Origin of the sequence: Streptomyces shaanxiensis, from assembly GCF_039537145.1 — a bacterium.
GTDB lineage: Bacteria > Actinomycetota > Actinomycetes > Streptomycetales > Streptomycetaceae > Streptomyces > Streptomyces shaanxiensis.
This window is the reverse complement of the sequence record NZ_BAAAZY010000005.1, coordinates 1-12,370: the sequence shown is the minus strand read 5'-3', so window position 1 is coordinate 12,370 and position 12,370 is coordinate 1. Positions and strand designations below refer to the sequence as shown.

The following is a 12,370-nucleotide window of genomic DNA, read 5'->3' as shown; positions in this document are numbered from 1 at the left end:
ACCTGCCACTTCACCACCCCTCGAACGGGAGGGCCTCATGCCTTCTTCTGTCATGCCCACGACCAGTCGGAGGGGCGGTCACCCGTCTCCCGCCGCCGTCTCCACCATCGGCCTGCGCAAGTCGTACGGCGACAAGACCGTCCTCGACGGCATCGACCTGCACATCCCGGCCGGCTCGGTCTTCGCGCTGCTCGGGCCGAACGGTGCCGGCAAGACCACCGCCGTGAAGATCCTGTCCACACTCATCTCCGCCGACGGCGGACAGGCCCAGGTCGCGGGCCACGACGTCGCCGCGTCACCGGACGGAGTGCGTGCCGCGATCGGCGTCACCGGGCAGTTCTCCGCCGTCGACGGGCTGATCACCGGCGAGGAGAACATGCTCCTCATGGCGGACCTGCACCACCTGTCCAAGCGTGAGGGGCGGCGGGTCACCGCCGAGCTTCTGGAGCGCTTCGACCTCGTCGAGGCCGCAAAGAAGCCCGCCCAGAGCTACTCCGGCGGCATGAAGCGCCGCCTCGACATCGCCATGACCCTGGTCGGCAGCCCGCGGATCATCTTCCTCGACGAGCCGACCACCGGTCTCGATCCGCGCAGCCGGCACAACATGTGGCAGATCATCCGCGAGCTCGTCTCCGACGGCGTCACCGTCTTCCTCACCACGCAGTACCTGGAGGAGGCCGACGAACTCGCCGACCGGATCGCGGTGCTGAACGACGGCCGGATCGCCGCCGAGGGCACCGCCGAGGAGCTCAAGCGGCTGATCCCCGGCGGACATGTGCGGCTCCGCTTCTCCGACCCCTTCGCGTACCGGTCCGCCGCCGAGGCCCTGCGCGAGGTCACCCGGGACGACGAGGCGCTCGCGCTGCAGATCCCCAGCGACGGCAGCCAGCGCGAGCTGCGCTCCGTCCTCGACTGGCTGGACTCGCTCGGCATCGAGGCGGACGAGCTGACCGTGCACACCCCCGACCTCGACGACGTGTTCTTCGCCCTGACCGGCTCCACCGTGCCGAGCCCGCGCGGCCGACTCGACCAGCCCAAGGAAGATGCCCGATGAGCACCCTTTCTCGCACCCTGCGCGACTCGTCCACGATGCTGCGCCGCAACCTCCTGCACATGCGGCGCTACCCGTCCCTCACCCTGAACCTGCTGCTCACACCGGTGATGATGCTGCTGCTCTTCGCCTACATCTTCGGCGACGTGATGAGCGCCGGCATCACCGGCGGCGGGGCGGACCGGTCCCGGTACCTTGCGTATCTCGTCCCGGGCATCCTGATGCTGACCATCGGCGGCACCACGATCGGCAGCGCGGTGTCCGTCGCCATGGATATGACCGAGGGCATCATCGCCCGCTTCCGCACGATGGCGATCCACCGCGGGTCCGTGCTCATCGGGCACGTCGTCGGCAGCGTGCTGCAGTGCGTGATGAGCGTGGTGCTCGTCGGGGCCGTCGCGGTGGCCATCGGCTTCCGGGCCAAGGACGCGACCGCCCTGGAGTGGATCCTGGCGGTGGGCCTGCTGGCGCTCGTCTCCCTGGCGCTCACCTGGATCGCGGTCGGGATGGGCCTGTCCAGCCCGAACGCCGAGGCGGCCAGTAACAACGCACTGCCGCTGATGATCCTTCCGCTCCTGTCGAGCGCCTTCGTGCCGGTCGACGCGATGCCGGGCTGGTTCCGCCCGATCGCCGAGTACCAGCCGTTCACCCCGGCCATCGAGACCGTACGCGGCCTCCTGCTCGGCACCGAGATCGGCCACAACGGCTGGCTGGCCGTGGCCTGGTGCCTGGGTCTGGCCGCGCTCGGCTACCTCTGGTCCAGGTCACTGTTCGGCCGCGACCCGAAGTAGCGCACGACCACGAGAAGCGAGGCGGCGTACACCGGCACCGGGTCGGTGTACGCCGCCTGCGTCACTTGACCGCTTGAGCCCACTTCGGGCACACCTCGCATACCGATCAGCCCCCTGAACCGATCGTCTCCGGTCGATTACAGTGGCGAACTGTCGAACGGGCGGACGGTGCCACGGGGAGGTCTTGATGGGTGCGACAGCCGGCGCCGTCTGGGGCCGAACCGAACAGCAGGACTTCCGCAGCCGGGTGCGCGGGACGCTGCTGGGCGCGGCCGTCGGGGACGCCCTCGGAGCGCCGGTCGACGGGCTCGGGCTGGAGGAGATCCAGGAGCAGTACGGCGCCGAGGGCCTGGTCGATCTCGGGTTCGGGTACGGACGGCGCGGTGCCGTGAGTCATCTCACGCAGCTCACCCTCTTCTCCGTGGACGGGCTGATAAGAGCCCAGGTCAGACGGGACACCGGCGCCTGGCATCCGCCGACCGACGTGCACCGGGCGTATCTGCGCTGGGCCGCCACGCAGCGCGACTGGGGGCCCGACGAACGCCGTAAGGACGACGGGTGGCTGGCGCGCGAGGAGTGGCTGTACGCCCGCCGCGACCCCACGCGCGCCCTCCTGCTCGGCCTCGGTGACGACACCATGGGCACGCTGGAGTCACCCAAGAACACCGCCGAGCTCGGGCCCGAGGCCGTCGCCCGGTCCGCGCCGTTCGGACTGCTCGTCGGCTGGGAGCCGCAGCTCGTCGTCCAGCTCGCCGTGGAGTGCGCGACGCAGACCCACGGGCACCACGTCGCCTACCTGTCGGCGGGCGCGTACGCCGCGATCGTGCACGGGCTCGCCTGCGGGGAGAGCCTCGACGGCGCCGTGCAGCGGGCGCGCGCCCTGCTCGCGCTGCGGCCCGGGCACGAGCCCGTGTCCGACGCGCTGCAGCACGCGCTCGGCGCCGTACGGCAGGGCATGCCCACGCCGGCCCGGGTGGAGGAGCTCGCGGCCGACGGCTCGGCGGACGGGCTGCTCGCGGCCGCCGTGTACTGCGCCCTGGTCGGCGAGGACGTCCGGCACGGCCTGTGCCTCGCCGTGAACCACGACGGGCCCTCCGCCGCCGCGGGCGCCCTCACCGGTGGCCTGCTCGGCGCCCTGCACGGCGAGACGGCCCTGCCCCCGGCCTGGCTGGCCGAACTGGAGGGCCGCCCCACCATCCTCGAACTCGCCGACGACTTCGCGATGGAGATGACCCAGGGGCCTGCCCTGCACGGGCCGGGGGGCTCGTCTCCGGGGTGGCTGGCCAGATATCCGCGGGCTTAGGGAGCGAGCACGGTGGGGGAGACAGGGAACGCGGTCGTACGGACCGTCATATGGCTGGTGCTGTCTGGCGTGGCTCTCGTCGCGGGAGTGGTGATGGCCTTCGAGGTCCGCGGAGCGCTGGAGCGGGAGCGGGAGTTCCGTGCCGCGCCGACGTGCGCCTCCGTCCCGGTGAAGGCATCGGGGTGCCTGTGGGAGCAGGACTTCACCGTTCGGAAGGCCGATTTGAACCGCGGTAGGAGGAACGGGGGGCCGGAGGCGGAGCTGCTGCTGCCGACCGGAAAACCGTGGGGCGTGACCTTCCGGGACACGGATCCGGTGGTGTCCGAGATGGAGCCGGGCGACAAGGTCGTCGGCCTGATCTGGCACGGGCAGGTCGTCGAGGTCCGGGACGCCGACGGACGGCGGCAGCAGACCTCGTCCGGCCCCGTGGGATGGCCCGAGGACCGCCTCGGCGGCGCGCTCGCCTGTATCGCGTTCGGCCTGCCCGCCCTGGCCGGATCGCTGTGGCCGCTCTTCGCACGGGGCAACCGGCGGCACGCGAAAGCGGCGACCGTGGTGCGGTGGCACGGCGTCGGTATCGGCGGCGCGGCCATCCTGACGCTCTGGGCGCAGTCGGCCAACGACTGGCCGATGTGGGCGATCCCGGCGATCTGGGGGCCGCTCGCGCTGCTCCTCCTGGCATGCATGGTGGCCTTCGTCCTCGCCGCCCTGCGCGGCGACCTGGACGACGAGGCCCCGTCCACCCCGCCGGTACTCCAGTCCTGAACTCGTCCGTCCCACCTGCCCGCTCCTGCCTCGGGAGCTCACGGGGCGGCCGGGGGGAGCGGTCAAGGTGGTGCGGGTGCGGGAGCGCGCCGGGCGCGATGTCCCTCGGGAGGGGTCCCGAGCAGCCGCTGGTACTCCCTGGTGTGCCATCGCCTTCCATCCTCTCGAGCCAGGGAGCCCCCGTGCACCGTCCCTCCGTAGGCGTCCTCGCCCTTGTGCTGCTCCTGGCCGGCTGCGGCTCCGCGTCGGACGGCGGCACCTCCGCCGATCCGCGCCCCTCCGGCCCCGCCACCGCCTCGACGGCCCCCGACGAACCGCCCTCGACGCCCGCCCCGCCCACCACGTCGGCCCCGCCCTCGACCGCCCCGCCCTCGACCGCCCCGACCGCGGCCGACGGCACCCGGTACTCGGCGTGTACGGACGGCACCTGCGAGATCCGCGTGACCGACGCGGCCAGAATCCCGGTGCCGGACCGGTTCGGCCTCGGCCCGGTCACGGTGACCGCGGTCAGCGGCGGGACGGTCACGATGTTCGCGCCGCTGACCCAGTCGGAGTTCTCCTCCGACGGTGGGTGCGAGGCGTCCTTCACCGGACCGGCGGCGGACTCCTCCGCGGTCGCGCAGCTGACCTGCGACAGGGGCGCCGAGGCGGTGGTCAACCGGATGGGACTTCAGGTCGTCCACGTCGGTGACGGGGCCGCCGTCCTCCGCATCCGGCCCGCGACGTGACCGAGGCCGGTGTGGGCGTCGCCCCGGCAGGCGCCCACACCGGCCACGGGATGTCAGTCCTTCGCGCGCGTGCCCACCGCGTCTTCGACGCCCCCGGCCGGCGCCGGCGCCGGCACCGCGGCCGCCGCGGCCCCGTCGTCGTCCGTGTTGATGCGCTCGACGATCGCGAGCCGCTCCGGGGTGTCCTCCGGCTTGATGAAGCCGATGAGGATGTACAGGACCAGCGAGACGGCCAGCGGGATGGAGACCTGGTACTGGAGCGGCACGCCGCCCTCGATCTGCCAGCTGATCGGGTAGTTGACCAGCCAGAAGGCGAGCAGGCCCATCGACCAGCTGGTGAGCGCGGCCGTGGGGCCGGAGCGGCGGAACGGCCGCAGCAGGCCCAGCATCATCGGGATCGCCATCGGGCCCATCAGACCGGCGACCCACTTGATCACGACCGTGATGATGTCCTTGAAGGTGGGGGAGTTGACCTGCGTCGCAGCCGCCATGGACAGCCCGAGGAAGACGACGGTGGCGATCCGGGCGACCCGCAGCCCCTGCCCCTCGCTCCAGGTACGCGCCCTGCGCCAGATCACCGGCGCGCAGTCCCGGGTGAAGACGGCGGCGATGGCGTTGGCGTCGGAGGAGCACATGGCCATGGTGTGCGAGAAGAACCCGACGATGACGAGGCCCAACAGGCCGTGCGGGAGCAGCTGTTCGGTCATGAGGCCGTACGAGTCCGACCCGTCCGGCATCTGTGACTCGACCAGCAGCGGCGACATCCACATCGGGAAGAACAGCACCACCGGCCAGACCAGCCACAGCAGCGCCGACAGCCGCGCCGAGCGCTCGGCCTCGTACGGAGTGGCCGTGGCCATGTAGCGCTGGGCCTGGTTGAGCATGCCGCCGTTGTACTCGAAGAGCTTGATGAAGAGGAAGGCGAGCAGGAACACGGTCCCGTAGGGGCCGACCAGCGGCTCACCGTGGCCCTGCAGCTCCGGCCGGTCCCAGGCGTCGAGGAAGCCGATGCCCTTGTCGTTCAGTTCCATGATCACCGCGATGAACATCGCGACGCCGGCCAGCAACTGGATGACGAACTGGCCGAGTTCGGTCAGCGCGTCCGCCCAGAGCCCGCCGATGGTGCAGTAGACCGCCGTGATGCCGCCGGTGATGAGGATGCCCTGGTTCAGCGACACACCCGTGAACACCGACAGCAGCGTGGCGATGGCGGCCCACTTCGCGCCCACGTCCACGATCTTCAGCAGCATGCCGGACCAGGCCAGGGCCTGCTGGGTCTTCAGGTCGTAACGGTTCTTCAGATACTCCAGCGGAGAGGCCACATGGAGCCGTGAGCGCAGCCGGTTGATGCGCGGCGCGAACAGCTTCGAGCCGATGGCGATGCCGAGCGCGATGGGGAAGGACCAGGTGACGAAGGACGTGACGCCGTAGGTGTAGGCGATGCCCGCGTACCCGGTGAACATCACCGCGCTGTATCCGGACATGTGGTGCGAGATCCCGGACAGCCACCACGGCATCTTGCCGCCCGCGGTGAAGAAGTCGCTGACGTTGTCCACCCGCTTGTGCGACCAGACGCCGATCGCCACCATCACGCCGAAGTAGCCGATGAGCACGGCCCAGTCGAGACCGTTCATGTGCGCCCTCCCAGGGTTCAGCCCGGCGCTCATCCTGGGCGCTGTCGCGTGAACACGACAAGTGAGCGTAAGGTCAAGGGAAGGTAAAAGTGTTCGAGATGAGAGTCTACGTTCATCCATGTGAACTCAGCGCATCAGCTCCCCCGCGTTGACCAGCAACGACTGCCCCGTGAGGGAGCGTGCTCTGTCCGACGTCAGGAACACCACCGCGTCCGCCACATCCCCGTCCGTGGCGAGATCGGGCAGCGCCATCCGTTCGGTCAGCCGTTTCAGCACGTCGGCCTCGGGCACGCCCTCCGTCTGCGCCGTGAACCGGACGAACGCCTGCACCGGAGGTCCCCACATCCAGCCCGGCAGCACGGTGTTCACCCGGATCCGGTACGGGCCCAACTCCCGGGCCAGCGAGTACATCGCGCTCGTCAGCGCCCCCTTCGACGCCGCGTACGCCGCCTGCCGCACCTGCGAAGGGGCGGCGACCGAGGACTGAGTCCCGATGAAGACGACCGAGCCCCCGCCCTCCTTGAGGGCCGGCAGGCAGGCCCGTGTCATCCGCAGCGACCCCAGCAGGTTCACGTCGATCACCGACTGCCACGTGGTGAAGTCCGCGTCCTCCAGCCCGCCGAAGTAGCTGTCCCAGGCGGCCACATGGACGACCGCGTCGATCCGCCCGAACCGCTCCCGCGCGAGCGCCGCCAGCGCCTCGCACTGCGCCTCGTCGGTGATGTCGGTCGCCCGGTACGCCGTGTGCGCCCCGTCCGGATCGATCTCGGCCGCGCTCTTGGCGAGGTTGGCCTCCGTGCGCGCTCCGAGGACCGCGTTCCCGCCGTCGCGCACCACCGTGGCGGCGACCTGGTGACCGAGCCCGGCGCCCACTCCCGACACGACGACGGTCTTGCCCGCGAGCAGTGACATTCCGCTGCCTCCCGACTCTGGACGCAATATCTGACGGCCCGTCAGAGTATGGGTGACCGCAGGAAAGGGGAACCGCATGAGCGAGGACACACGCAGCGAGACGTACGCCGAACTGGCCGCCGTCGGCCCGTACGGAGTCCGCCCCGGCCATGCCCTGATCACCATGGTCGAACCGCATCCGGGCCATGAGTACGCCTACAACCGCTGGTACGAGGACGACCACTACTACGCCGGCGCCATGGCGATGCCCTGGATGTACTCGGGCCGCCGCTGGGTGGCGACCCGGGATCTCCAACTCCTGCGCTACCCGGAGAAGTCGGCGATAGCCCAGCCGGTCACGGCGGGCTGCTACCTCTCGACCTACTGGATCACGGCCGGCCGCTACGCCGACCACATGCGCTGGACGGTCGCCATCAACAAGCGCCTCAACCGCGACGCCCGCGTCTACCAGGACCGCACCCACGTCTTCACGGCATTCCAGGACCACGAGGCGACGGTGTACCGCGACGGCGCGGCCGGCCCCCGCGACTTCCACGCCCTGGACCACCCCTACGCGGGCCTGGTGGTCGAGGTCATCGACGCCGACTCACCGGAGCAGCGCGCCGAACTCCTGGAGTGGCTGCGCACCCGCCACCTCCCCAAGCGCCTGGCGGGCTCCCCGGCCGCAATGGTGACCGTCTTCCGGCCCACACCGCTTCCCCTGGACCGCATGTCGTACGTGAAGCAGGTCGAGGGCGTCGACACCCGCCTGACCCTGCTGTGGTTCCTGGAGGTGGATCCGCGGGAGTGCTGGGAGGGGCACTTCACCGACCTGGGAACGGCCGTCGGCGCCGCATCCACCAGCGGCTCCGCCGCGGGGGGCCTGGGGCGGGTGGAGCTGGTGGCGCCGTTCGTCCCGACGGTGCCGGGGACGGACCGCCACGTCGCCGAGCTGCGCTGAGCGCGGGCACGGCAGAGCCCCCTCGGCAAGGACGGCGGGCTGGTCGAGAGGGCTCTACCTGTGGTGCTTGTGCAGTTGTTGATCGCGAGGTCGGTAGTGGGCGTGGGTCAGACAGATCCGCCCCTTACGCTTTCACCGACGCCACGAAGGTGTTCCACGCGTCAGCGGGGAACCCCAGGATCGGGCCCTCGGGAACCTTGGAGTCCCGCACCGCCATGGCCGCCGTGACCGGTGACTTGACCTCGACGCACGCGCCGTTTCCTGTGGAGTACGAGGACTTGGTCCACGTGTCCGTGGAACCCTGACGAATTGCCATGTTTGCTCCGAATTGCCAGATGTTGAGTTGCTGTCATCGCCCCACGCGTCCGGACCGGGACCGCAGGGCGATTCACGCCAACGTTGTTGCTCGGTGGCGTGATCGACGCTACTCGCCAACATCGGCTGACGAAGCGACTATTCACTCGGGTGGGTGGCATATTCCAGTGGAGTCTTCCGTCCCGGCCGGGGGACGTGTACCGTGCGGCATTTTTCCGACCGAGACGGGGCTCTCAGCGCGCGTACTCCTTCGCGATGTCCGCGATGAACTGGCGTGACTGCTCCACGTTCAGGGCCTGCGCCCGCAGGTGCTCGTACATCACGCTGTACTTCTGGACGTCGTTCGCCTTCTCCAGGTACAGGTCGCTGGTGACGCCCTCGATGTAGACGACGCTGGAGTCGGCCGCGTCCGGGAACTCGAGGATCGCGTACTGGCCGTTGAGGCCCGGGTGCGCGCCCATGTCGAAGGGGATGACCTGTACGGTGACGTGCGGCAGCTGGGACTGCTCGACGAGCTGTTCCAACTGGTCACGCATGAGGGAGCGGTTGCCGACGACGCGACGCAGGGCGGCCTCGTCCAGGACGGTCCACAGGCGCAGCGGGTTCTCCTCGGTGGAGATTCGTTCCTGTCGGCGCATCCGCACCTGGACCCGTTTCTCGATCTCGGCCGACGCCGTCTCCGGCAACGCCCCGGCGATCAGGGCCTCCGCGTACTGCTTGGTCTGCAGGAGCCCCGGGACGACCTGCGGGTCGTACACGCGCAAGCTCGCGGCATCGGTCTCCAACCCGATGTAGACGCTGTACGGAATGTCCCCGAAGGAGTGCCACCACCCCTGCTGCCGCGAGTCCTTGGCCATCTGCATCAGCGAATCCACGATCCGGTGGTCCTCCACCTCGTAGACCCCGCACAGATCGCGGACGTCGCGCTGGCTGATGCTGCGCCGGCCGTTCTCCAGCCGGCTGATCTTGGACTGCGACACCAGCAGCCGCTCGGCCACCTCTTCGGCCGTCATGCCCTTGAGCTCGCGGAGCCGGCGCAACTCCTGGCCCAGCCGGCGTCGCCTGACGGTGGGATTGACATTGGACGCCACGGGACGTGCACCTCCGGCTGGCCTGTGATTTGCCACTATGCGTATCTGCTGTTGAGCAGACTGCCACCAAGGTGCTTACTACCGCTGGGAAACGGTGGATATGCGCTGGATACACGCCAGTTCGGGAACATCACCGGCACATGCGGCCGCGCGGGGCGGCGGGACCGGTGTCGTCGTCCGGACGACGGTCCCGTCACCCCGCGCGGACCAGCGGCTCCCGTACCGGTCTCGGGACTGCGGTGCGGCGCTCGGTGTGCGAGATGGAACGTGTGGTGCCTGGTCGAGCGAAGAGCGAACGGCTCCTGTGGTGCGGGTCGTGGAACTGCGGCTCAGTGGGCCACGACGCGCGCCATGGATCCGCGGCGCGGTTGCACCGGAACGCCACGTGCGGGTTCCGCTGCGGTCCTGCCTCCCGGGGCGGCCTGACGGCCGGTCGGGGCCGGGCTGCGGCGCGGCTGTGCCGCCGCACCGTTCTGGACGTCCATCACCGCGTGCGCGACGAGACCGCCCATGGGGTCGTGCCTGATCAGATCCCGCAACCGGGAGCGGGACGAACGCCCCTCGTTCCCCGGATACAGGTGCTTGCCGAGGCCGACCGCGTGTGCCAGGGCGGCGAGCGCCGCGGTCCGCGGGTCCGGCGGTACGCCGGTGCGGATCGCGGAATCCAGCCGGGCCCTGATCTCCCGGCTGATGGCGGTGTCCGTCGCCTGGTAACGAGTCGTCGGCAGCACTCCGCACATCTGTCCCGGCACGGCGGCAACCATGCCGCACCGCTCCAGATGCGAGAGGTAGGTCTGGCGCAGCCCGAGACGCGGCCCGCCAATCCAGTTCACTGCCCGCACGGGAGCGCCACGCCTTCGCAGCAACTCCAACGCGCAGTCCAACGTTGGATCTCCAGTCGGCCGTGGGGCTACCACGGCGATACGATCCCCGTCTGGGGCTATCCGTCCGGCCAGCGCCAGCTCCACTAGCTGTGCTCCGGCCAGACCGAGGTCGAGCGACTGCGGCTGTGCGGTGGTACCCGTGGCCGGGTCCAACGCCAGCAGCAGAAGCTCCTCCGGAATAGTTCTGCGGCTCCTGCCCATCCATGCCTCCCCGCGTGGATGAAAGACAGGGTGACCCCTCTCACATTGGTCTGTCGAGGGTGCGTGACCTGTTTGTGAGGGAACCGGTAGGTATGTCGTTCTCGTCTACCGGTGGAGCAGAGCGCCGCGCACAGGACACTGGTACATGGTTCGGACAGCGGCACGGGGGCCGTACGGGCGCCGTGTCCGGGCGACGGCTCATGGTTCGACATCCGCACGCAGGGCGTGCGAGGCACATGGAGGAGGCATCGGTGGCGGGCGAGTCCCCCGACAGGTCGAAGCAGCGCGAGTCGTCGGCAGAACCGACGTCGGGGAGCACGGGTCCGGTTCCCGACTCCACCCCCGAACCCCCCGCCCCGTCGCGCCCCGACGCGACCGAGAGGCGAGACCCCCGACTGGCGATGGCCCGCGAGAACTCCACCCCACAGCAGCCGGCGACGGCGACGTCGCAAGGCGGCGTGGACACGGCGACCCGCGTCCTGTCCCGAGGCGAACTGGAGGCGGTACGGGCGAAGCTGGCGGAGGCCGGGGACGCCGGGGACGCCGGGGACGCCGAGGGCGGGAGCGTGGGGGGCGGAGGCTCCGAGGACGTGAGCGTGGCGGCTGGGAGTGCCGGGGGTGCTGCGAAGGCCGGCAGTGCGGAGGCTGAGCCCGACCGCGCCGAGGGCGAGGACGCTGGCGCGGCGGCCGGCAGTGCCGGGGCCGGGGACTCGGTGGCCGGGGATTCCGCTGGTGCGGGTGCCGAGCGCTCTGGGGACTCGGGCGCGGTGGCCGAGGGCTCTGGGGACTCCGAGGACGTGAGTGTGGCGGCTGGGAGTGCCGAGGGCGCGAAGGCCGGGAGCTCGGGTGCTGACGCCGGCGGCGTCGACGCGGTGGCCCGGGACGACGTGGACGCCGAGGGTGCCAGGACGGCGGCGGAGGCGGACGACAGCTCGGCCGAGGCCGAGGCCGAGGCCGAGGCGGAGGCGGAGGCGGAAGCAGCCGGCGAGGTCACCGACACCGAGACTGCCGAGGACGCTCAGAGCGAGCCCGCAGAGGCTTCCGACGGCGCCGGCGCGGCTGAGGGCGAGAGCTCGCAGGGTGCCGAGGCTGTCGGGGCGGGTGACGATCGGCTGAGGGCGGCTGTGGCGGCTTGGGTGGCCTCCACGGACGCGGAGGGCGACAAGGCGGCGGGCGCGGACAAGGGCGACGAGGCCGACGTCGAGGCGGACGCGGAGCCGGCTGACGAGGCCACCGAAGTCGAGCCTGCCGAGGCTTCCGACGACGCCGACGAGACCCCCGAAGACGCGTCCCCCGATTCGGCCGCAGCCGAGGACACCCCCGTTGACGACGCCCCGCAGGGGCCACCCGCAGCCGACGACGAGAGCGGCACGGGTGGTGCGGGTGGGAACACCAAGGCCGAAGGCGCAGCCCCGGCCGTCGATCAGCCGACCGCCGTCTTCAAGGCCGTACGCCCCACCAAGCCCCCCGTCGACCACCCCACCACCACGCTCAAGGCCCCCAAGCCCGAAGGCGAGGGCAAGGGCAAAGCCGAAACCCCCGCCGAACGCACCAGCAAGTTCGTCGCGCTCAAGCCGGACATCAGGCAGGACGCCCCCAAGGCCCCGGAAGCCCCCAAGGCCCCGGAAACGCCCCAGGCCCCGGACACCCCCAGGCCCCCGGACGTCACCGCCGCCATCCCCCAGATCGGCCCCGAGCGCACGACCCAGCAGCCCCTGCCCCCCAAACCCCCGCTCGACCTGCTGGCCGAGCTGA

At 70.7% G+C, this 12,370-nt stretch carries 11 protein-coding genes and 1 pseudogene; 7 read left to right on the top strand and 5 right to left on the bottom strand.

Annotated features, from left to right (window positions below; all coding sequences use genetic code 11):
- Positions 1 to 52: 52 nt before the first annotated feature.
- From ABD932_RS04900 to ABD932_RS04880, 5 genes are all read left to right on the top strand, one after another.
- The gene (locus tag ABD932_RS04900) at positions 53 to 1,054 is read left to right on the top strand and encodes an ATP-binding cassette domain-containing protein (protein ID WP_345008922.1); all 1,002 of its coding nucleotides are present in this window, start codon (positions 53 to 55) and stop codon (positions 1,052 to 1,054) included.
- Complete coding sequence (locus ABD932_RS04895; protein ID WP_345008920.1) at positions 1,051 to 1,842, top strand: ABC transporter permease; 792 nt, start codon at positions 1,051 to 1,053, stop codon at positions 1,840 to 1,842. Before ABD932_RS04900 ends, ABD932_RS04895 begins: the two co-directional genes overlap by 4 nt.
- Before the next feature lie 187 nt (positions 1,843 to 2,029).
- Positions 2,030 to 3,145 (top strand): ADP-ribosylglycohydrolase family protein, encoded by a 1,116-nt coding sequence (locus tag ABD932_RS04890; protein WP_345008918.1) that lies wholly within the window; start codon positions 2,030 to 2,032, stop codon positions 3,143 to 3,145.
- A gap of 12 nt (positions 3,146 to 3,157) precedes the next feature.
- Positions 3,158 to 3,910 carry a hypothetical protein gene (locus tag ABD932_RS04885; protein ID WP_345008916.1) on the top strand — a complete coding sequence of 251 codons (753 nt, stop codon included), beginning with the start codon at positions 3,158 to 3,160 and terminating at the stop codon, positions 3,908 to 3,910.
- Positions 3,911 to 4,092: 182 nt separating this feature from the next.
- A complete protein-coding gene (locus tag ABD932_RS04880) occupies positions 4,093 to 4,638 on the top strand; it encodes a hypothetical protein (RefSeq protein WP_345008914.1) in 546 nt (181 codons plus the stop codon).
- Between the two features lie 53 nt (positions 4,639 to 4,691).
- Here the strand turns inward: ABD932_RS04880 and ABD932_RS04875 are convergent, their stop codons facing one another.
- Positions 4,692 to 6,272, bottom strand: a complete 1,581-nt coding sequence (locus ABD932_RS04875) for a sodium:solute symporter family protein (protein WP_345008912.1) — start codon at positions 6,270 to 6,272, stop codon at positions 4,692 to 4,694.
- A gap of 126 nt (positions 6,273 to 6,398) precedes the next feature.
- Positions 6,399 to 7,184, bottom strand: coding sequence for an SDR family oxidoreductase (locus ABD932_RS04870; RefSeq protein ID WP_345008910.1), 786 nt, complete (start codon positions 7,182 to 7,184; stop codon positions 6,399 to 6,401).
- Positions 7,185 to 7,260: 76 nt separating this feature from the next.
- Between ABD932_RS04870 and ABD932_RS04865 the strand changes: the two genes are divergently transcribed.
- Entirely contained in the window at positions 7,261 to 8,124 is an 864-nt protein-coding gene (locus ABD932_RS04865) for a hypothetical protein (RefSeq protein ID WP_345008908.1), read from the top strand.
- A 124-nt stretch (positions 8,125 to 8,248) separates the two neighbouring features.
- On the opposite strand, the gene ABD932_RS04860 is transcribed toward ABD932_RS04865, so the two are convergent.
- From ABD932_RS04860 to ABD932_RS04850, 3 genes are all read right to left on the bottom strand, one after another.
- On the bottom strand, positions 8,249 to 8,440 hold the full coding sequence (locus ABD932_RS04860) for a DUF397 domain-containing protein (RefSeq protein WP_345008906.1): 192 nt from the start codon (positions 8,438 to 8,440) through the stop codon (positions 8,249 to 8,251).
- A 232-nt stretch (positions 8,441 to 8,672) separates the two neighbouring features.
- On the bottom strand, positions 8,673 to 9,530 hold the full coding sequence (locus ABD932_RS04855) for a helix-turn-helix domain-containing protein (protein WP_345008904.1): 858 nt from the start codon (positions 9,528 to 9,530) through the stop codon (positions 8,673 to 8,675).
- A gap of 329 nt (positions 9,531 to 9,859) precedes the next feature.
- On the bottom strand, positions 9,860 to 10,615 hold the full coding sequence (locus tag ABD932_RS04850; protein WP_345008902.1) for a GOLPH3/VPS74 family protein: 756 nt from the start codon (positions 10,613 to 10,615) through the stop codon (positions 9,860 to 9,862).
- A gap of 251 nt (positions 10,616 to 10,866) precedes the next feature.
- Here ABD932_RS04850 and ABD932_RS04845 point away from each other — a divergent pair.
- Positions 10,867 to 12,370: pseudogene (locus ABD932_RS04845) on the top strand (D-alanyl-D-alanine carboxypeptidase); the annotation flags it as partial.